The organism is Bacillus sp. FSL K6-3312 (assembly GCF_038007485.1).
GTDB classification, from domain to species: Bacteria; Bacillota; Bacilli; order Bacillales; family Bacillaceae; genus Bacillus; species Bacillus pumilus.
The window spans coordinates 2,293,726-2,315,454 of sequence record NZ_JBBOXI010000001.1 but is presented as its reverse complement, the minus strand read 5'-3'; the positions used below and the strand labels follow the sequence as shown (position 1 = coordinate 2,315,454).

Genomic DNA, 21,729 nt, shown 5'->3' with positions numbered 1-21,729 from the left:
CGCAGTTGTCATATGCGTAATAAAGCGAATCAGGGATGGTGGAAGCCTGACATTACGAGACGCTGCAATGAGATCACCCCTTTAGTTCCTTTTCTGAAATGACCAGTAAGAAAAGGCGTCTGATCACGTTACGATTTTAGAGTGGATAAGCGGCTGTGTCATAGCGCTTGTCTAAAAGGGTGGTACCGCGAGACAAGCCTTCTCGTCCCTTATGGGATGAGAGGGCTTTTTTTATTGTTTTTTAATCAGAATTTGCATATGGAGGAATGGGTATGAACTACAAAGACACCTTATTAATGCCGAAAACAGAATTCCCAATGAGAGGGAACTTGCCGAACAAAGAGCCTGAAATCCAAGAGGAGTGGGCAGAAAAAGACATCTATCAAATGGTTTTAGAGCGTACAAAAGGACGCCCGACCTTTATTTTGCATGATGGACCTCCATATGCGAATGGTGACATTCATATGGGGCACGCACTCAATAAAATCCTAAAAGATTTTATTGTCCGTTTTAAATCAATGAATGGCTTCCATGCACCGTACGTACCGGGCTGGGATACACACGGCTTACCAATTGAAACAGCGCTCACTAAAAATAAAAAAGTCAAACGTAAAGAAATGTCGACAGCTGAATTCCGCAAACTATGCGAGGAGTATGCTTGGAAGCAAATCGAAGGTCAGCGCAATCAATTTAAGCGATTAGGCGTCAGAGCAGACTGGGACAATCCATATGTCACGTTAAAGCCTGAGTATGAAGCGCAGCAAATTCTTGTCTTCGGTGAAATGGCGAAGAGAGGCTATATTTACAAAGGACTAAAACCTGTTAACTGGTCTCCTTCAAGTGAGTCAGCTCTTGCTGAAGCGGAAATTGAATATAAAGACAAACGTTCACCATCCATTTACGTTTCATTTAAAGTGAAAGATGGAAAAGGCGTACTTGAAAACGGTGAACAATTCATCATCTGGACAACAACACCTTGGACACTTCCTGCAAACCTTGGCATTTGTGTTCATCCAAACCTAGAGTACAGCGTTCTTCAAGTAGGTGCTGAGCGATATGTTGTCGCATCTGAGCTTGTTGAACAAGTGGCAAAAACGCTTGGCTTTGAAGAGTATGAAGTCGTGAAAACATTAAAAGGAAAAGAATTAGATAACGTCGTTGCAGAGCATCCGATCTATGGTAGAGATTCACTTGTGATGCTTGGTGACCACGTGACAACGGATGCAGGTACAGGCTGTGTTCATACAGCACCAGGTCACGGGGAAGATGACTTTATTGTCAGCATGAAGTACGGTCTTGACGTACTATGTCCAGTAGACGAAAAAGGTGTCATGACAGAAGAGGCGCCTGGTTTTGAAGGACTATTCTACGAAGATGCCAATAAAGCCATCACAGAACAGCTTGAAGCAAAAGGCGCGCTGAAAAAGCTCGACTTTATCACGCACTCTTACCCGCATGACTGGAGAACGAAAAAACCAACGATTTATCGTGCAACCGCTCAGTGGTTTGCATCGATTAAAGACTTTAGAGAAGCGCTACTAGACAATATTAAAGAAACGAAATGGGTGCCAGCATGGGGCGAGACACGCCTATTCAATATGGTGCGTGACAGAGGTGACTGGTGCATTTCAAGACAGCGTGTATGGGGCGTTCCAATTCCGGTCTTTTATGCCGAAAATGGTGAGCCAATCATCACAGATGAAACCATTCAGCATGTCTCTCAATTATTTAGAGAACATGGCTCGAATATTTGGTTTGAAAAAGAAGCGAAAGAGCTCTTGCCAGAAGGCTTTACACATCCAGGCAGCCCGAACGGAGAATTCACAAAAGAGCAGGATATCATGGATGTATGGTTTGATTCCGGTTCTTCTCACCAAGCTGTTTTAGAAGAAAGAGATGACCTTGTTCGTCCGGCAGACCTTTACCTTGAAGGCTCTGACCAGTATCGTGGATGGTTCAACTCATCTTTATCTACTTCTGTAGCTATCACAGGAAAAGCACCTTACAAAGGAGTGGTTAGCCATGGAATGACTTTGGATAAAGAAGGACGTAAAATGAGTAAATCCTTAGGAAATACCATTGAACCTGACAAAGTAGCTAAACAACTAGGTGCTGAAATTCTTAGACTTTGGGTATCTTCTGTTAACTATCAAGCCGATCACCCGGTGTCTGATGATATCTTAAAACAAGTAGCAGAGGTCTATCGTAAAATCCGTAACACGTTCCGCTTCCTGCACGGTAACCTATTTGACTTTGACCCAGCAGTCAATGCAGTACCTGTAGAAGAGCTTCGCGAAGTGGACCAATATATTTTGATCAAATTAAACAAACTGATTGATAAAGTGAAAAAGGCTTATGATGATTACGAATTTGCGGTCGTGTATCATGCAATTCACAATTTCTGTACGATTGAGCTAAGCTCATTCTATCTCGACTTTGCAAAGGATGTCGTGTACATTGAGCATGCAGACCATCCGGACCGCCGCAGCATGCAGACGGTCTTCTACGAAACATTAATGGCATTAGTGAAGCTGACTGCACCAATTCTTCCGCATACAGCAGATGAATTATGGAGCCACTTAAGCTTTGTTGAAGAGCCAAGTGTTCAGTTAACAGATATGCCAGAAGGTGTGGCTGTTTCTCAAGCGGAAGCGACAGAAGCGAAGTTTGACCGCTTTATGGAAGTGCGTGACGATGTGCTAAAAGCGCTCGAAATTGCGCGTAACGAGAAAGTCATCGGACGTTCTCTTGAAGCAAGTGTGACCCTTTATGCGACAGAAGAAGTGAAAAACCTTCTTGCATCCATTAAAGAAGATGTGAAGCAGCTCTTTATCATCTCTGAACTAACGGTAGAAGATGAGCAAAATGCTGACACATCAGCACCTGAATACACTTCAGGAAGAATTTTGGTTCAAAAAGCAGAAGGAGAACTATGCGAACGTTCTCGTATTATTTCAAAAGATGTTGGTGCAAATCCGAAATACCCAACATTGTCACTTAAAAATGCTGAAATCGTGGAAAAATATTACCAGAATTAACAGTGTGATATGACCAACTAGCGCCCCGCCATAAGCGGGGCGTTTTCTATTCTGAGAAAATGACAGCGTTTAGAACGAAAGGAAAAATCTTATGGCTTTAAAGTGATCAGGCGGGGTAACAATATGATTATCACGACAGGGCAGGAGTTGAAATAGCGACATGAATGGCGATCTAGAGACGATTTACACGGAACTCCTTCAAATGAAAGAAGAGCTGCAAGCTAAACTGTTTGAATACGCATCATTTCGTTCACCCGCTGAGCATGTCTCAATGAACGAGGTCCAAACGACCACGCTTCTTTATCACATCAAAGAAGAGCTGCAAGATGTGTCTCTCGCTATTGCAAAAATTGAACAAGGAACCTATGGTATATGTGAGGCGACAGGTCATGTCATTCCGCTTGAACAAATGATTATTCTTCCTACCGCCCGCACGGCTGACGACTTTTTATATCATAAGCAATACGAGAAAAAAGCATTCACTCCTTATCCTCATGAATCAGATGATTCTCATTTTGAAGCCTTCCACATGTAGGGAGGTTTTTGTTTGTCAACTAAAGTTTCTTTACTCCTCCCTGTTTTCTTGATAAAATGCTTAAAGATCAAAGTATGAAAGTGGAGGAACGTGTGTGTTCTATTACATAATCGCATTCGTGATGATTTGTTTAGATCAATTAACAAAATGGCTCATTGTCAACAATATGATGCTCGGAGATTCTTATCCAGTGATTGATGGTTTCTTTTATATCACGTCACACCGAAATTCAGGCGCCGCATGGGGAATTCTCCAAGGACAAATGTGGTTTTTCTATGTGATCACACTCGTTGTTATTGCGGGAATTGTTTATTATTTGCAAAAGCATGGACAAAAGGACAAGCTGCTTGGAGTTGCGCTGGCCTTAATGCTTGGCGGAGCGATTGGGAATTTTATCGACCGCGTTTTCCGTCAGGAAGTGGTAGATTTTGCTCATTTCGTCTTTGGGAATTATCACTACCCAATCTTTAATATTGCAGATTCTTCTCTATGTGTAGGGGTTATTCTGCTCTTCATTCAAATGCTTTTAGATGGAAAGAAAACGAAGGAGTCAACTACATGAATCAAGTAAATATTGCCGTTTCAGAAGAACAAACGAGTGAACGGCTTGATAAATTTCTAAGCACGACAGAACCAGAATGGTCAAGAACCCAGGTCCAGCAGTGGGTAAAGGATGGGCTGATCGAAGTAAACGGGAAACAAGTGAAAGCCAATTACAAAGTACAACCTGGAGATCAGATTAAAGTCGAGATTCCAGACCCAGAAGTACTAGATGTAGAAGCAGAACCAATGGATCTTGATATTTATTATGAGGATGCAGATGTGCTAGTGGTGAATAAACCTCGAGGAATGGTTGTTCATCCAGCGCCAGGTCACGTCTCCGGAACACTTGTGAATGGCCTGATGGCACATTGCACGGACTTATCAGGCATTAATGGTGTGATGCGTCCTGGAATTGTCCACCGAATTGATAAAGACACGTCTGGACTGTTAATGGTCGCAAAAAACGATATGGCGCATGAATCACTCGTCAACCAGCTTGTGGCTAAGACCGTCACAAGAAAATATACGGCCGTTGTCCATGGCATTATCCAGCATGATACAGGCACAATTGATGCCCCAATTGGCAGAGACAAAAAAGACCGCCAAAGCATGACGGTGACAAAAGAAAGTGCAAAACAAGCCGTCACTCACTTTGATGTGATTGAACGCTTTGAGGACTTCACGGTGGTGGAGTGCCGACTTGAAACAGGAAGAACACACCAGATTCGTGTTCATATGAAATATATCGGCTATCCGCTTGCAGGAGATCCGAAATATGGACCGAGAAAGACAGTCGATTTCAATGGTCAGCTGCTTCATGCAGGTGTTTTAGGATTTGATCATCCTAGAACAGGAGAATATATCGAGTTCACAGCACCGATTCCTGCTGATATGCAAGCTTTTATCGATTCATTAAGAAATAACGATTGACAGGCCGTTCTTTTTTTGAAATAATAAACGAAGAAATGAAGATTCTTTAAAACAGTCCAGAGAGGCTGAGAAGGATAACGGATCAATTTGTGCACGTGTATGCACAAATGAACGCCCCTCTCTGCCCTTTGCAGAAGGGGCTTTTTATTTGTCAAAAAGAGGTGTAAAAGATGGAACAAAAAGCAGTCATTCTTGATGAACAAGCGATCAGACGAGCGCTTACCCGAATTGCACATGAAATGATTGAGCGCAACAAAGGGATGAAAGATGTCATCCTTGCGGGGATCAAGACAAGAGGCATTCATCTTGCAAAGCGCCTTGCAGAGCGCATCGAGCAAATTGAAGGAAATCCAGTCATAGTGGGTGAACTTGATATTACGCTATACCGTGATGACCTGACAAAAAAGACAGACAACCAAGACCCGCTTGTAAAGGGTGCAGACATCCCAGCTGACATTAATGACAAAACACTGATTGTCGTTGACGATGTCCTGTTTACAGGCAGAACCGTCAGAGCGGCCATGGATGCCCTTGTGGATGTAGGAAGACCATCTTCCATTCAGCTTGCTGTTCTCGTCGACCGGGGACATCGGGAGCTGCCGATTCGAGCGGATTATATCGGGAAGAACATTCCGACATCAAAAGCAGAGACAGTTATGGTTCAGTTGAATGAAGTAGATCAAAACGACCTTGTCGCTATATATGAAAAATAACCTTTTTAAATGCATTCCAGAGAGTTTGCAAAGAGGGCAATAACAGAGATACCGAGCACGGCAAACATGACGTGTACGGTTTTTCTAGGCCTCTTTGCGCATACTCGCAAAGAGGCTTTTTTAATGAAGAAGGACACATCTAGGAGGAAAAATCATGAGTCAGCAAAAAGCCAATTTAGGCATTCGAGATATCCCAAAACCGTTCACATGGCTATCACTTAGCCTTCAGCATTTGTTTGCCATGTTTGGTGCGACCATACTTGTACCAAAGATTATTGATATGAGTCCAGCAGTCGCGCTCATCTCAAGTGGTGTTGGAACCATTGTTTACTTAATCATCACAAGAGGCCAAATTCCGGCGTATCTTGGATCGTCCTTTGCCTTTATCGCCCCCATACTGAATGTGAAAGCCACAGGAGGCCCTGGAGCCGCAATGGTCGGTGCCTTCATGGCGGGTGTGGCTTATGCACTCATTGCACTATTTATTAAATGGCTCGGCACAGGCTGGCTGATGAAGCTTCTACCGCCTGTCGTCGTAGGACCGGTCATTATGGTCATCGGACTCGGACTCGCTGGAACAGCTGTCAACATGGCGATGTATGTTGATCCGAATGCAACCGAGCTTGTTTACAGCCTGAAGCACTTAATGGTCGCCGGCTTCACACTGGCTGTCACGATTATCAGCATGATTTTCCTAAGAGGATTCCTTAGCTTGATCCCAGTATTAATCGGCATTATCAGCGGTTATCTCTTTGCTTTAACACAAGGTATTGTAATCTTTCAACCGGTCATTGATGCAAAATGGTTTGCTGTACCAGACTTCGTCGTACCATTTGCCAATTACACACCTGCTGTGACTTTAAGCATTCTCACCGTGATGGTGCCGGTTGCCTTTGTGACAATGTCTGAGCATATCGGTCACCAAGTGGTGTTAAGTAAAGTTGTAGGGCAAGACTTCATTAAAAAACCTGGTCTTCACCGCTCCATTTTAGGAGACAGTGCGGCGACAATCTTCGCTTCACTCATTGGCGGACCGCCGACAACAACGTATGGAGAGAACATCGGCGTCCTTGCCATCACAAGAGTGTTCAGTATCTTCGTCATCGGCGGAGCAGCAGTATTTGCAATCTGCTTCGGCTTTGTCGGAAAAATTTCAGCATTAATCAGTACAGTGCCGTCCGCGGTCATGGGAGGCGTTTCGTTCCTGCTCTTTGGGATCATTGCCTCAAGCGGTCTGAGAATCCTGATTGATCATAAAGTGAATTTTGAAGAAAAGCGTAATCTCATTATCGCATCAGTCATCTTAGTCATCGGAATTGGCGGGGCATTCATTGAGGTGAAACAAATCAACCTCACACTATCTGGAATGGCACTTGCTGCCATCACGGGTGTCCTGTTAAACCTGATCCTGCCGCAGCAAAAAGCGGATGATGACGAGTCAAATGAATCGAATACAGAAAACCTTTTAAAAGAAGTCCAGTGAGGCTGACAAGGGTTCTAAAATGAGCAGAATGCACGAACGTGCCGCTGCTTCTTTTGGAGAACCCTAAGCTGCTGAGGCTTAGGGTTTTTTTGAACCTGAAAGTGATGAAAAACTAGAGGGGGAAGAAAAAATGAATGATCTATCGACAATGAGCAGCTTGTCTACAGAAGAGATTTTACAGCTGATTGAAGAAGCAACGGCTCTCAAAAAGGGGAAGCAAGAGCTTGGCTTAGCGGGAGAATTTGTAGCAAACCTCTTCTTTGAACCAAGCACAAGAACACGATTTAGCTTCGAAGTCGCCGAAAAGAAACTGGGGATGAATGTACTGAGCTTAGATGCGGCAAGCACCTCCGTTCAAAAAGGCGAAACCCTATACGATACGGTAAAAACGCTTGAATCCATCGGTGTGAAAGCTTGTGTGATCAGAGACAGCACTGATGAATATTACAATGAGCTAATCGGGAAGGTTGGGATTCCCATCATCAATGCTGGAGATGGCTGCGGGCAGCACCCAACCCAATCACTGCTTGACCTAATGACCATCTATGAAGAGTTTGGCGGCTTTGAGGGCTTAACGATTTCGATTCATGGAGACATCAAGCACAGCAGGGTGGCAAGGTCGAATGCGGAAGTACTCTCAAGGCTCGGAGCGACAGTCCTTTTCTCAGGACCTGCTTCCTTCCAAGATGAGCAAAATCCTCACGGAACGTATGTCCAAGTAGACGAAGCCATTAGACAATCTGATGTGGTGATGCTGCTTAGAATCCAGCATGAACGGCACGCTGAAAAAATGGGCAATGAAGATTACTTATCGACTTATGGATTAACAGTAAACAGGGCAAACAACATGAAAGAACGAGCCATTATCATGCATCCAGCACCAGTAAACAGAGGTGTGGAGATAGATGATTCTTTAGTGGAATCAAAGCAGTCACGAATTTTCAAGCAAATGGAAAATGGCGTTTATGTCCGAATGGCGGTATTAAAAAGAGCTTTTCAAAATAGTAGACTACATCAAAAAGGGAGAGATTCTGTCTATGTCGTATCTCATTAAAAACGGTTTTATCTTAACAAGCACAGGTGAAAAAATGCAGCAGGATATTAGGGTAGAAGGAGAAGTGATTCAAGCGATTGGTCACTTAGAAAGAGAAGATGGAGAAGAGGTCATTGATGCTAAAGGGCTATTTGTTTCACCAGGCTTAATTGATCTGCATGTACATTTAAGAGAGCCAGGTGGAGAGAAAAAGGAAACGATTGAAACAGGCTCTAAAGCAGCAGCAAGAGGCGGCTATACAACGATTGCAGCGATGCCGAATACACGCCCAGTTCCGGATACAAAAGAGCAAATGGAGTGGCTCATGAATCGGATCGAAGAGACCTCTTCTGTCAGAGTACTGCCATACGCCTCCATCACAACTAGGCAAATTGGGGAAGAGATGACAGACTTTGCAGCACTAAAAGAAGCAGGCGCCTTCGCTTTCACAGATGACGGGGTTGGCATCCAAACAGCAGGCATGATGTACGAAGCGATGAAAAAGGCAGCAAGTCTTGATCAAGCGATTGTGGCACACTGTGAAGATAACTCGCTCATTTACGGAGGATGCGTTCATGAAGGAGAATTTTCAAAAGCAAATGAATTAAACGGAATACCGTCCATTTGTGAATCGGTGCATATTGCAAGAGATGTTCTTTTAGCAGAAGCAGCGAACTGTCATTATCATGTATGTCATATCAGTACGAAAGAATCTGTGCGAGTCGTTCGCGATGCAAAAAAAGCAGGCATCCGTGTGACGGCAGAGGTGTCACCGCATCACCTGCTCTTATGTGATGCAGACATCCCAGGACTTGACACAAACTATAAAATGAACCCGCCGCTCAGAGGAAAAGAGGATCGCGAGGCACTAATTGAGGGACTGTTAGATGGAACGATTGATTTCATCGCAACAGACCATGCGCCGCATACAGAAGAAGAAAAGAACGAAACGATGCAGCGCGCACCTTTTGGAATAGTCGGACTTGAAACAGCGTTCCCGCTTCTGTACACACGATTTGTCAAAACGGGCGAATGGACATTAAAAGAACTCGTTGATTATATGACGATCAAGCCAGCAGAAGCTTTCTCCCTTCCTTATGGAAAGCTGGAAGAAGGACAAACAGCTGATATTACACTCATTGATTTAAACAAAGAAATGGCAATCGATAAAAAAAGCTTCTTATCTAAAGGACAAAATACACCGTTTGACAAATTGACTGTATCAGGATGGCCGGTCATGACACTTGCATCTGGGAAAGTCGTGTATGAAGAGGGGAGACTAGTAAAATGAAGAGACGCTTAGTGCTAGAAAACGGAACAGTATTCGAAGGAACAGGCTTTGGCAGCTTAGAATCGTCAGTCGGAGAAGTCGTCTTTAATACAGGGATGACGGGCTATCAAGAAATTTTGTCTGATCCATCATACTGCGGACAAATTGTCACACTCACTTACCCGCTTATCGGCAACTATGGCATCAACCGTGATGATTTTGAGTCGATCACACCGTTTGTAAAAGGGCTGATTGTGAAGGAGCTTTGTGAAAAGCCCTCAAACTGGCGCTCTTCATACTCGCTTGATGAGTATTTGAAAATGAAAAACATTCCAGGCCTTAGCGGAATCGATACACGGAAGCTGACGAGAATGATTCGAAGTGCAGGTACTTTAAGAGGGGCATTTGCAGGACCGGATGAACAAGTGGAAGATGTGGTCCGCCGCCTTCAAACAATGCAGCTGCCAACTGATCAAGTGAGTCAAGTATCTGTGAAAAATGCGTATCCAAGCCCAGGAAGAGGAAAAAGAATTGTCCTTGTCGATTTCGGCATGAAGCACGGCATTTTGCGCGAACTCAATAAACGTGACTGTGATGTCATCGTGGTGCCGTACAATATCACGGCAGATGAAGTACTGCAGTTAAAGCCTGATGGAATCATGCTTTCAAACGGCCCCGGGGATCCTGCTGATGTACCAGAAGCAGTCGAGATGATTCAGCACTTGATTGGAAAGGTTCCACTCTTTGGCATTTGCCTTGGACATCAATTATTCGCGCTTGCATGCGGCGCAAGTACTGAAAAAATGAAATTCGGTCACAGAGGATCGAATCACCCAGTGAAAGAGCTAGCAACTGGCAAGGTGACACTGACATCTCAAAACCACGGCTACACAGTCAGTGCGATTAACGAGGACGTGCTTGAAGTCACACATATCGCACTAAACGACAATACGATTGAAGGGTTAAAACATAAAGAAGCACCAGCATTCACTGTCCAGTACCACCCAGAAGCATCACCAGGTCCAGAAGATGCGAACTACTTATTCGACCAGTTCATGGACATGATTCATACAACTGAGAAAGAAGGGGAAGAAGTATGCCAAAACGCGTAGACATCAAAAAGATTTTAGTTATCGGTTCAGGTCCAATCATCATTGGTCAGGCAGCGGAGTTTGACTATGCAGGCACACAGGCTTGCTTAGCACTAAAAGAAGAAGGCTATGAAGTCGTTCTTGTGAATTCCAATCCAGCGACCATCATGACAGATACAGAAATGGCCGATAAGGTATACATCGAACCACTGACACCAGAATTCTTAACACGAATTATTCGAAAAGAACGTCCTGATGCGATCTTGCCAACACTTGGCGGACAAACTGGACTTAACCTTGCTGTTGAATTATCAGACCTTGGTGTATTAGCTGAATGCGGCGTTGAAGTACTCGGTACAAAGCTGTCAGCAATCCAAAAAGCAGAAGACAGAGATCTATTCCGTAATCTGATGAATGAACTAAATGAGCCTGTACCAGAAAGTGCAATCATCCATAACCTAGAAGAAGCGATGGCGTTTACGAATCAAATCGGTTTCCCTGTCATTGTGAGACCAGCTTATACATTAGGCGGAACAGGCGGCGGAATTTGTACAAACGAGCAAGAGCTGAAGGAAATCGTCGAAAACGGTTTGAAGCTAAGCCCAGTCACACAATGCTTACTTGAAAAAAGTATTGCAGGCTTTAAAGAAATTGAATATGAAGTCATGCGTGATAGCGGTGATACTGCGATCGTTGTTTGTAACATGGAAAACTTTGATCCAGTCGGTATCCACACAGGTGACAGTATCGTTGTGGCGCCAAGCCAAACGTTAAGTGACCGTGAATATCAGCTGCTTCGCAATGTGTCGCTCAAGCTAATCCGAGCACTTGGGATTGAAGGCGGATGTAACGTACAGCTGGCGATTGACCCAGACAGCTTTCAATACTATATCATCGAAGTAAACCCGCGCGTGAGTCGTTCTTCAGCACTTGCGTCGAAAGCAACAGGTTATCCAATTGCCAAACTTGCAGCGAAAATTGCTGTCGGCTTAACGCTTGATGAAATGATGAACCCAGTCACAGGTAAAACCTATGCCGCCTTCGAACCGGCACTCGACTATATTGTGTCTAAAATCCCGCGCTGGCCGTTTGATAAATTCGAATCTGCCAACAGACGTCTTGGCACGCAAATGAAAGCAACGGGTGAAGTAATGGCGATCGGTCGTACGTTAGAAGAGTCTCTTCTAAAGGCTGTCCGTTCACTTGAAGCTGATGTGCATCACATTGAATTAAAAGATGAAGCAGATATCACAAACGAAGTGCTTGAAAAGCGGATTATCAAGGCGGGAGATGAACGATTATTCTATATCGCCGAGGCCCTTAGAAGAGGCTATACGGTTGAACAAATACATGAATTCTCAAAAATTGATTACTTCTTCCTTCATAAACTGGAAGGCATCATCGCTTTTGAAAAGACATTAAAAGAAAACAAAGGCAATACAGACGTATTAAAAGAAGCGAAAGAAAAAGGCTTCTCAGACATCTATATTAGCCGCGAGTGGAATATGAATGAAGCGGACGTCTACACGCTAAGACAAGAAGCAGGCATCGTACCTGTTTACAAAATGGTAGATACTTGTGCGGCTGAATTTGAATCCGAGACGCCATATTTCTACAGCACGTATGAAGATGAAAATGAATCAGAACGTACAGACAAGAAAAGTGTCATCGTATTAGGCTCAGGTCCTATCAGAATCGGTCAAGGAGTAGAATTTGATTATGCGACCGTTCATTCTGTGTGGGCAATCAAACAAGCAGGCTATGAAGCAATCATTATTAACAACAACCCTGAAACGGTCTCAACAGACTTTAGTATTTCAGACAAGCTCTACTTTGAACCACTCACTGTAGAAGATGTGATGCACATTATCGATCTAGAGCAGCCTGAAGGAGTGGTTGTCCAGTTCGGCGGACAAACGGCGATCAACCTAGCAGATGAACTATCAAATAGAGGCGTGAAGATTCTCGGCACTTCTCTTGAAGACCTAGACCGAGCCGAAAACAGGGACAAGTTTGAACAAACATTAGAAGCACTCGGCGTGCCGCAGCCTAAAGGGAAAACGGCTACGTCTGTGCCAGAAGCTGTAGCGATTGCCAATCAGATCGGCTACCCAGTCCTTGTCCGCCCTTCCTATGTATTAGGCGGTCGCGCAATGGAAATCGTTTATCAGGAAGCTGAGCTTCTTCACTATATGGAGAACGCGGTGAAAGTCAATCCGCAGCACCCAGTGCTCATTGACAAGTATTTGACAGGAAAAGAAATCGAAGTAGATGCCGTGTCTGATGGCGAAACAGTCGTAATCCTGGGCATTATGGAACACATTGAAAGAGCCGGGGTTCACTCTGGTGACTCGATTGCGGTTTACCCGCCGCAAACATTGTCTGAAGAGATCAAAGCAAAGATTGCTGAATACACGATCAAGCTTGCAAAAGGACTCAACATTATTGGGCTGCTAAACATCCAATTTGTTCTCTCAAAAGGTGAAGTGTTCGTACTTGAAGTGAACCCGCGTTCAAGCCGGACAGTTCCTTTCTTAAGTAAAATCACAGGCATTCCGATGGCAAACCTGGCGACAAAAGTCATCTTAGGAGAAAAACTGAAAAACTATGGCTACGAAGAAGGACTTCATACAGAGCAAGAAGGGGTGTACGTCAAAGTTCCAGTCTTCTCTTTTGCAAAACTAAGAAGAGTCGATATTACACTCGGACCTGAAATGAAATCAACAGGTGAAGTCATGGGGAAAGATGTCACAATCGAAAAAGCTCTTTACAAAGGGTTAATTGCATCAGGCATTCAAATTCCTAAAGACGGGACAGTTCTTCTGACAGTTGCTGATAAGGATAAAGAAGAAGGACTTGAGATTGCGAGAAGATTCCATTCAATCGGCTACCATATTTTAGCGACAGAAGGAACGGCGAAGTACTTAAAACAAGCCTCCATCCCATCAAGTGTTGTTGGCAAAATAGGAGAAGAAGGCAAAAACCTTCTCGATGTCATTCGAAACGGGGAAGCCCAATTTGTCATCAACACTCTGACGAAAGGAAAACAGCCGGCAAGAGACGGCTTTAGAATCAGACGTGAAGCTGTTGAAAATGGCGTAGCTTGCTTAACGTCGCTAGATACAGCAGAAGCGATTTTAAGAGTACTAGAAAGCATGACATTTAGAGCGGACGAAATGCCAGAAGTGAAAACGAATGCTGAGGTGACAGTAACGATATGAAAAAAGCATACTTGACGGTCGTCTCAAATCGAGAGATCGCTGATCATATTTACGAAATGACATTAAAAGGTGACCTTGTGGACTCCTTTCAAACGGCTGGACAATTTCTTCATATCAAGGTCAGCGAGTCCATGACACCGCTGCTGAGAAGACCGATCAGTATTGCCAATATTCATGCCGAGAAACAAGAAGCAACCATCATCTACCGTGCAGAGGGAGAGGGCACAAAGCTCCTTTCCCAAAGGCGCGATGGGGAATCCATCGATGTATTAGGGCCGCTTGGCAACGGGTATGATCCATCAGTTGTTCAGCCAGGTCAGACAGCGTTACTAGTCGGTGGTGGAATTGGAGTACCGCCTTTATATGAGCTGTCCAAGCGTTTAACGAAAAAAGGCGTCATCGTCAAGCATGTCCTTGGCTTTCAATCGAAAAAGGATGTATTTTACGAGGAGAAATTCCAAGCACTCGGAGATACATTTATCGCGACAGTTGATGGAACATATGGCGCAAAGGGCTTCGTGACAGGTGTGATTGAAGAGAATGATTTGAGCTTTGATGTCATGCTTTCCTGCGGGCCGACCCCTATGTTAAAAGCACTAAAAGACTCTTACCCTGATAAGCCTGTCTACATTTCAATGGAAGAACGAATGGGCTGCGGAATTGGTGCTTGCTTTGCATGTGTCTGTCATACAGACCAGCACGAAAAAGCTTACGTCAAAGTCTGTTTGGATGGACCTGTATTTAAAGCAGAGGAGGTGGCGTTGTCATGCTAAACGTTGAGTTACCAGGCTTATCTTTAAAGAATCCGATTATCCCTGCATCAGGCTGCTTTGGATTCGGGAGAGAATTTGCTTCATTATACGACTTATCCGTGCTTGGCGGTATCATGATCAAAGCCACAACCTTAGAACCGAGATTTGGCAACCCGACACCAAGGGTAGCAGAGACAGGTGCCGGGATGCTCAATGCCATCGGTCTTCAAAATCCTGGCCTAAAAGGCGTGCTGGAAAATGAATTGCCTTGGCTTGAGCAGTTTGATACGCCTATTATTGCAAACGTCGCTGGCTCACAGGTCGATGATTATGTTGAAGTAGCGAAGCAGATCAGCCAAGCAAAAAATGTCCATGCCCTTGAACTGAATATCTCGTGTCCGAATGTCAAAACAGGCGGAATTGCTTTTGGTACAGATCCTCAAATGGCAGCAGCATTGACAAAAGCGGTGAAGGACGTGTCCTCCGTTCCTGTCTATGTCAAACTGTCTCCTAACGTAGCCAATATTGTGGAGATTGCTCAAGCGATTGAATCTGCTGGAGCGGATGGACTCACGATGATTAATACGTTAATCGGTATGCGTTTAGATTTAAAAACGGGGAAACCGATTCTTGCCAATAAAACAGGCGGATTATCAGGCCCTGCTGTCAAACCTGTCGCTGTGCGCATGGTACATGAGGTCAGTCAAGCGGTTTCTATCCCGATTATCGGAATGGGCGGAGTGCAAAATGCTGAAGATGTACTTGAATTTTTACTAGCAGGTGCGAGTGCAGTAGCTGTTGGCACAGCCAATTTTGTGAACCCATTTATTTGCCCAGAAATCATTGAAGAACTGCCAAATGTATTAGAAGCCTACGGGTATTCATCTGTAGAGGAATGTATCGGAAGGAGCTGGAAACATGAAGCACTCGCCCATCATCGCGCTTGATTTTCCATCAGGGCAGGAGGCGCTTGCCTTTTTAGAACCCTTTGAAGGGACACCATTATTTGTGAAGGTCGGCATGGAGCTGTTTTACCAAGAAGGACCTGCCATCCTTGACGCACTTAAAGAAAAAAACTGTCGCATTTTCCTCGACCTCAAATTACATGACATTCCAACAACGGTGAAAAAAGCAATGAACCGGCTTGCCGCACTTGGCGTTGATCTAGTCAATGTACATGCTGCTGGCGGGAAACAGATGATGCAAGCTGCGTTAGAAGGGCTTGAAAGCGGAACGCCTGCTGGACAAAAACGTCCGGGCATTATTGCAGTGACTCAGCTGACGAGTACATCTGAAGACATGATGAGAAGTGAATTACTCATAGACCGTCCGCTGCAAGAGACTGTTATCCGGTACGGTCAATTGGCATATGAAAGTGGACTAGACGGTGTTGTTTGCTCTGTTCATGAATCCAAAGCCCTTCATGAGCACATCTCACCTGACTTCCTTACTGTTACGCCAGGGATTCGTTTACTAAATGATCAAACCGATGATCAAAAGCGTGTGGCAACCCCTGCTTATGCAAAAGAGCAAGGTGTTTCACAAATTGTTGTCGGAAGGTCAATCACAAAAGCTGAAGAACCATTGGAAGCCTATCATCAAATTTTGAAAGAGTGGGAGTGACTGCCAGATGAAAACAAAAATCGCTAAACACCTATTACAAATCAAAGCGGTCTCATTGAAACCAGACGAACCGTTTACATGGGCAAGCGGTATCAAATCACCGATCTATTGTGACAACCGTCTCACCTTGTCCTATCCAGAAGTCAGACATGACATTGCTGAAGGTCTTAAAGAGCTGATTCTCACTCATTTTGAGGGAGCAGAGGTGATTGCTGGTACTGCAACAGCAGGCATCCCGCATGCGGCATTAGCGGCAGACCGTCTGAACGTCCCAATGTGTTATGTCAGAAGTAAGCCAAAAGCACATGGAAAAGGAAATCAAATTGAAGGCGCCGTATCTAAAGGCCAAAAGGTGGTCGTCGTAGAAGACCTGATTTCAACAGGAGGCAGTGTGCTTGAAGTGGTCGCTGCTCTTCAAGAAGCGGGCTGTGACGTACTAGGCGTTGCCGCGATCTTCACATACGGTCTGCCAAAAGCTGCGGCAGCATTCCAAGAGAAAAACATTCCATATGTCACCCTAACAGACTATGACACACTGACAGACGTGGCACTTGAGCTGAAAGCGATCGAGCCTTCTGCTATGAATAAATTGAAACGCTGGAGACAAGATCCTTCCTCTGAATCTTGGATGGAAGAAACCGTCTAAAAAGCTGTGCGTACCCGCACAGCTTTCAGCGCGCGGACAAACCCTCGCATTCTTTGTCAGGACTGCAAAGGTTTTCTATCACGCTGAATACAATCTGAAGCTGCGCCTCCCGGGACTGACCCCATAAGATGAGACAAATAAAAAACACCTTCAAGTTTGAAAATGGATCGTTGTGATCCGAAATAAAACATGGAGGTGTTTTTTCTATGGGGACAAGAGTGAGTTATCCGGTTGAAGTCAAACAGAAGGCTGTAGAAATGAGATTGGCAGGCGTACCTATGAAAGAGATCATGCAGAAATTGAATATCAAGAATAAGACGCAGGTTCAGACATGGGTGAGGTGGCATAAGGCTGGGGATACACACCGGTTCGAACAGCCTGTTGGAAAACAATATACCTATGGAAAGGGTCCCGAGTACTCTTCCGAATTAGAGAGACTGCAGGCAGAAAATCGCTATTTGAGTCAACAGAATGAAGTTTTAAAAAAGTACAACGAATTGGAAAGGAAGTTGATAAGGAAACGTCAATCAAACTGGTAGAAGAATTGTGCAAAACGATGACAGTACAGGACATCTGTGTCCATTTAGGCATCTTACGTACTTCGTATTATAGATGGAAAAAGGATTTGACTCAGAATCATTCTAAAAGACAAATAGAGAAACAGGTCGGCACGTTGTGCCGAAAGCACAAATATCGATATGGTTATCGAAAAATCACAGCCATACTAAAAAGAAGAATGCGTATTAACCATAAAACTGTTCAACGTATCATGCAGAAAAACCAGTGGCAATGCCGGGTTAAAATGAAAAAGCGTAAGAAGAATGGGCAGCCCTATGCCGTGGCCGGTAATATATTGGATCGGAACTTTCAGTCTGATCGCCCTCTTGAAAAACTAGTAACGGACATCACGTATTTGCCTTATGGACAGAAACAATTGTACCTTTCCAGTATCTTGGATTTATATAATGGAGAAGTGATTGCTTTTACGATTGGTGATAAGCAGGACACAGACTTTATCTTAAACACACTTAATCAGCTCCCAGCACTGCCTGAGAATTGCGTGTTACATAGCGATCAAGGTTCTGTGTATACATCTTACGAGTATCAGAAAGCTGTTCATATAAAAGGCATTACCATGAGCATGTCCCGTAAAGGGACGCCCGCTGATAATGCCTCCATCGAATCGTTTCATTCCTCACTAAAGTCTGAAACGTTCTATCTTAACAGGATTGACCGCACTACGACCAGCATCGTAGAACGCACTGTCAAAGAATACATTTATTATTATAACAACATTCGTATTCAAACGAAACTAAACAACCAATCACCGATAAACTATCGGCAATTGGCTGTATAAAGGTGTTTTGATCCCTGTCTCAAAAACGGGGGTCAGTCCCTCCCCGCACAGCTTTTTTATTTGGCTAAAAATAGTAAAATAGACTCAAATTTAAATAAAAACTAATCCTATCAATAAAGTCGGGTTGACTTTTGTTTGAATTGTGTTAATATTTAAGACAAATTAAAACACTTATCCAGAGAGGTGGAGGGACTGGCCCGATGAAGCCCGGCAACCTGCGATTTGCAAGGTGCTACTTCCTACAAAATGATTCTATTTTGAAAGATAAGGAAATCGTGAGCTTCCTCATCTTTCTTTCGGACTGAAAGGAAGTTTTTTTATTTTAACGGTGAGGGGGAAGTGAAGCAAAAGCAGGATGAAGACTTGATTGAAGCCTATGCATAAACTGATTGGGGATATGAATTCAGTTTAGTTACACTGATTGTTCAGGACGGTCAAGTGATTCAAGTGGCAGAAGACAGAAAAAAATTCAGTTGACGTAGTGCGGAGAGTAGTGATACTCCGGAAGGGGAGAAACAATGTTAACTTATGAAAATTGGCAAGAGCCGTCCTTTACATTTCAAGAAGATGATTTGTATAAAGGGGCCTTATCTGTGCTGAAATGGGCATATGGTCATTATGGTGATCAGCTCGTTTATGCATGCAGTTTTGGTATTGAAGGCATCGTCCTCATTGATCTGATTGCGAAAGTAAAAAAGGATGCAAGAATTGTCTTTTTAGATACAGGTCTGCATTTTAAGGAAACGTACGACACAATTGATGCGGTAAAGGAAAGATACCCGGGTTTAGATATTGTGCTGAAAACCCCTGAGCTGACGGTTGAGGAGCAAAACGAGCAGCATGGTGATCAGCTATGGAAAACAGATCCTCAAAGCTGCTGCCATATGCGTAAGGTCATTCCTTTGCAAGAAGCGCTATCTGGCTTTCCGGCATGGCTTTCTGGTTTAAGGAGAGAGCAGTCACCTAAGCGAGCAGGGACGAACTTTTTAAATAAGGATGAAAAATTCAAATCAGTGAAAGTATGTCCGCTTATCCACTGGACGTGGAAGGACATATGGAGATATGCATCTAGAGAGGAACTTACTTATAATCCGCTGCATGATCAGGGATATCCAAGTATCGGGTGTGCCCCGTGTACACAGCCAGCATTTACTGCCGAGGATCTGCGGTCTGGCAGATGGTCAGGCACAGCTAAGACTGAGTGCGGATTACATGAGTAAGGGAGCATAGTGTATGGAAATTGCCGCAATTTTATTTAGTTTATTTTTCGCTCTAAACATTGGCGCGAGTGGTGCAGCAGCTTCGATGGGAATCGCGTACGGATCAGGTGCGATTCGAAAGCCGATCTATGCACTCAGTGTATGCGCAGTTGGGATTTTAGCAGGTTCAGTTATTGGCGGTGGTGAGGTTGTCAAAACGATTAGCTCTGGGATTATGCCTGAATCCGTCATTACACTTGAAATTGTTTGTATTATTATTGGTTCTGCTGCATTATCACTCTTTATAGCGAATCTGATGGCCATTCCTTTGTCAACGAGTGAGGTGACAGTAGGAGCTGTAGTTGGTGTCGCGGTCGCATATAAAGTATTGTATGTGAAATCCATTTTAGTCATTGTGGCATTTTGGGTCATCATTCCGCTTGTCGCCTTTCTTTTTACCTTTGTTGTAGTCAAAATCATCAGAATGTTCCCTAAACGTAAGTTGTCTAAAAAAGGAACAATTATTTTATCCATTGTTTTAATCCTTAGTGGATTTTTAGAAGCATTTTCAGCAGGCATGAACAATGTGGCAAATGCAGTCGGTCCACTTGTTGCCGCGGGCGTTTTGTCAGTTGGGCAAGGAACGCTTTACGGCGGAATCTTTGTCGCCATTGGAGCCCTCTTGCTTGGTAGAAGAGTACTGGAAACAAACGGAAAGAAAATTACCCGCTATCAAACGGGCGAAGGGATATTGCTTTCCGGTACCGGTGCTGGACTTGTCATCGTCAGCTCTATTTTTGGGCTGCCAGTCCCACTTACCCAAATCACCTCCTCGTCTATCATTGGGCTTGGCATGGCAAAAGGCGGACCTAATATTTTTCATAAACATGTGGTGAAAAAAATGCTGAAAGTGTGGGTTGTATCACCCTTTTTATCACTCAGTCTATCGTATTTGCTGGTGAGTCTTTTCTTAAAAGGAGACTATTACTCTATCTTTATCATGATGAGTGTACTGCTTGCCTCACTTGGTGCGCTAAGTCTGATGAAGGCAGTCAAAAATGAAAGCAGCTCGATTCATGAACAGGGCGGCGGGATTTAACGACAAATCCGACTATTTACATCTAATAAATAAGAACATTGAGAGGAAGATGAACAAATGAGTTTAACACCACATGGTGGCGTATTAATTAATCGAGTAAATGAAGAGTATGACCTCAGCATGGCTGCGAAGGAAATTGAACTAGATGCTATCTCTTTTGCAGACCTTGAACTCATAGCAATTGGCGGGTATAGTCCAATTGAAGGGTTTTTAACAAAAGCTGATTATGAAGCGGTTGTGAGCAGTATGCGGCTAGCAAGTGGTGTCGTTTGGTCTCTTCCAATTACACTGCCAGTGACAAAGGAAAAGGCAGCGGAAATCCATCGAGGCGATATTGTGCGTCTATCGTATAACGGAACTGTATATGGCGTGATTGAAGTAGAGGATCAATACACACCAGATAAGGAAAAAGAAGCGGTGAATGTGTATAAAACGGATGACCGCAATCATCCAGGTGTGAAAAAATTATTTGAACGCGGTGACACGTACATTGGTGGTAAAATTACACTGATAAAACGCAGCGAAAAACCATTCCCTCAATTTACGTATGAGCCGGAAGAAACAAGACGTCATTTTAAAGAGAACGGCTGGAAAACGATTGTTGGTTTCCAAACGAGAAACCCTGTTCACCGTGCCCATGAATATATTCAAAAGACAGCACTTGAAACCGTCGATGGTTTATTTTTAAATCCACTTGTCGGTGAAACAAAATCAGACGATATTCCGGCAGACGTGAGAATGAAAAGCTATCAAGTGTTATTGAACGGTTATTACCCAAAGGATCGCGTCTTTTTAGGTGTTTTTCCTGCGGCAATGCGTTATGCTGGACCAAAGGAAGCAATCTTTCACGCGCTTGTTCGTAAAAATTACGGCTGTACTCACTTTATTGTGGGAAGAGATCATGCAGGTGTTGGTGATTATTACGGCACATACGAGGCGCAGGAGTTATTTGAACAATTTACAAGCGAAGAAATTGGCATTACCCCGTTAAAATTTGAACATAGCTTCTACTGTAATACATGTGAAGCAATGGCAACACCAAAAACATGTCCTCACGATAAAAGCGAGCATGTCATTCTTTCAGGTACAAAGGTTCGAACGATGCTGAGAAACGGAGAATTACCGCCAAGCACGTTCAGCCGAAAAGAAGTCATTGAAACATTAATCGAAGGGTTAAAAACGACGGTATCTTAATG

The 21,729-nt window shown here is 43.9% G+C and carries 18 protein-coding genes, 1 pseudogene, 1 riboswitch and 1 other annotated feature (1 of these 21 only partly in view); all 19 genes and pseudogenes read left to right on the top strand.

The window, feature by feature from the left end:
- Positions 1-213: a binding site (T-box leader), on the top strand; it begins 24 nt to the left of the window's first position.
- A gap of 59 nt (positions 214-272) precedes the next feature.
- The 19 genes and pseudogenes from ileS (at position 273) to sat (ending at position 21,727) form a co-directional block, all read left to right on the top strand.
- Positions 273-3,038, top strand: coding sequence for an isoleucine--tRNA ligase (gene ileS, locus MHI11_RS12000; RefSeq protein ID WP_340961154.1), 2,766 nt, complete (start codon positions 273-275; stop codon positions 3,036-3,038).
- Between the two features lie 160 nt (positions 3,039-3,198).
- Positions 3,199-3,573 carry a TraR/DksA family transcriptional regulator gene (locus MHI11_RS11995; RefSeq protein ID WP_265208337.1) on the top strand — a complete coding sequence of 125 codons (375 nt, stop codon included), beginning with the start codon at positions 3,199-3,201 and terminating at the stop codon, positions 3,571-3,573.
- Between the two features lie 94 nt (positions 3,574-3,667).
- Positions 3,668-4,135 carry a signal peptidase II gene (lspA, locus tag MHI11_RS11990; protein WP_340961153.1) on the top strand — a complete coding sequence of 156 codons (468 nt, stop codon included), beginning with the start codon at positions 3,668-3,670 and terminating at the stop codon, positions 4,133-4,135.
- Positions 4,132-5,046 (top strand): RluA family pseudouridine synthase, encoded by a 915-nt coding sequence (locus tag MHI11_RS11985; RefSeq protein WP_044141977.1) that lies wholly within the window; start codon positions 4,132-4,134, stop codon positions 5,044-5,046. The genes lspA and MHI11_RS11985 overlap by 4 nt, the downstream gene beginning before the upstream one ends.
- A 170-nt stretch (positions 5,047-5,216) precedes the next feature.
- Entirely contained in the window at positions 5,217-5,759 is a 543-nt protein-coding gene (gene pyrR, locus MHI11_RS11980; protein WP_012009892.1) for a bifunctional pyr operon transcriptional regulator/uracil phosphoribosyltransferase PyrR, read from the top strand.
- Between the two features lie 154 nt (positions 5,760-5,913).
- Positions 5,914-7,242, top strand: a complete 1,329-nt coding sequence (locus tag MHI11_RS11975) for a solute carrier family 23 protein (protein ID WP_106065253.1) — start codon at positions 5,914-5,916, stop codon at positions 7,240-7,242.
- A 130-nt stretch (positions 7,243-7,372) separates the two neighbouring features.
- Positions 7,373-8,296 (top strand): aspartate carbamoyltransferase catalytic subunit, encoded by a 924-nt coding sequence (locus MHI11_RS11970; RefSeq protein WP_044141975.1) that lies wholly within the window; start codon positions 7,373-7,375, stop codon positions 8,294-8,296.
- The gene (locus tag MHI11_RS11965) at positions 8,280-9,566 is read left to right on the top strand and encodes a dihydroorotase (protein WP_340961152.1); all 1,287 of its coding nucleotides are present in this window, start codon (positions 8,280-8,282) and stop codon (positions 9,564-9,566) included. The genes MHI11_RS11970 and MHI11_RS11965 overlap by 17 nt, the downstream gene beginning before the upstream one ends.
- Positions 9,563-10,657, top strand: coding sequence for a carbamoyl phosphate synthase small subunit (locus MHI11_RS11960; RefSeq protein ID WP_340961151.1), 1,095 nt, complete (start codon positions 9,563-9,565; stop codon positions 10,655-10,657). Before MHI11_RS11965 ends, MHI11_RS11960 begins: the two co-directional genes overlap by 4 nt.
- Positions 10,642-13,857 carry a carbamoyl-phosphate synthase (glutamine-hydrolyzing) large subunit gene (gene carB / locus MHI11_RS11955; RefSeq protein ID WP_340961150.1) on the top strand — a complete coding sequence of 1,072 codons (3,216 nt, stop codon included), beginning with the start codon at positions 10,642-10,644 and terminating at the stop codon, positions 13,855-13,857. The genes MHI11_RS11960 and carB overlap by 16 nt, the downstream gene beginning before the upstream one ends.
- Positions 13,854-14,630 (top strand): dihydroorotate dehydrogenase electron transfer subunit, encoded by a 777-nt coding sequence (locus MHI11_RS11950; RefSeq protein WP_044141971.1) that lies wholly within the window; start codon positions 13,854-13,856, stop codon positions 14,628-14,630. The genes carB and MHI11_RS11950 overlap by 4 nt, the downstream gene beginning before the upstream one ends.
- A complete protein-coding gene (locus MHI11_RS11945) occupies positions 14,624-15,556 on the top strand; it encodes a dihydroorotate dehydrogenase (protein ID WP_044141969.1) in 933 nt (310 codons plus the stop codon). The genes MHI11_RS11950 and MHI11_RS11945 overlap by 7 nt, the downstream gene beginning before the upstream one ends.
- Positions 15,528-16,232, top strand: coding sequence for an orotidine-5'-phosphate decarboxylase (pyrF, locus tag MHI11_RS11940; RefSeq protein WP_044141968.1), 705 nt, complete (start codon positions 15,528-15,530; stop codon positions 16,230-16,232). The genes MHI11_RS11945 and pyrF overlap by 29 nt, the downstream gene beginning before the upstream one ends.
- A gap of 7 nt (positions 16,233-16,239) precedes the next feature.
- Complete coding sequence (gene pyrE / locus MHI11_RS11935; protein ID WP_044141967.1) at positions 16,240-16,878, top strand: orotate phosphoribosyltransferase; 639 nt, start codon at positions 16,240-16,242, stop codon at positions 16,876-16,878.
- A 206-nt stretch (positions 16,879-17,084) separates the two neighbouring features.
- A protein-coding gene (locus MHI11_RS11930) for an IS3 family transposase (RefSeq protein WP_340960284.1) occupies positions 17,085-18,235 on the top strand; the annotation gives its coding sequence in 2 pieces (ribosomal slippage) (positions 17,085-17,358 and positions 17,358-18,235; 1,152 coding nt in all).
- Positions 18,236-18,403: 168 nt separating this feature from the next.
- Positions 18,404-18,506, top strand: a riboswitch (SAM riboswitch).
- 140 nt (positions 18,507-18,646) lie between these two features.
- Positions 18,647-18,712 (top strand): annotated as a pseudogene (locus MHI11_RS20955) (DUF2292 domain-containing protein); the annotation flags it as partial.
- Positions 18,713-18,753: 41 nt separating this feature from the next.
- The gene (locus MHI11_RS11925) at positions 18,754-19,455 is read left to right on the top strand and encodes a phosphoadenylyl-sulfate reductase (RefSeq protein ID WP_340961148.1); all 702 of its coding nucleotides are present in this window, start codon (positions 18,754-18,756) and stop codon (positions 19,453-19,455) included.
- Between the two features lie 13 nt (positions 19,456-19,468).
- Positions 19,469-20,533 carry an inorganic phosphate transporter gene (locus MHI11_RS11920; protein ID WP_044141966.1) on the top strand — a complete coding sequence of 355 codons (1,065 nt, stop codon included), beginning with the start codon at positions 19,469-19,471 and terminating at the stop codon, positions 20,531-20,533.
- Between the two features lie 57 nt (positions 20,534-20,590).
- Positions 20,591-21,727, top strand: coding sequence for a sulfate adenylyltransferase (gene sat / locus MHI11_RS11915; RefSeq protein ID WP_319610515.1), 1,137 nt, complete (start codon positions 20,591-20,593; stop codon positions 21,725-21,727).
- Positions 21,728-21,729 lie beyond the last annotated feature (2 nt).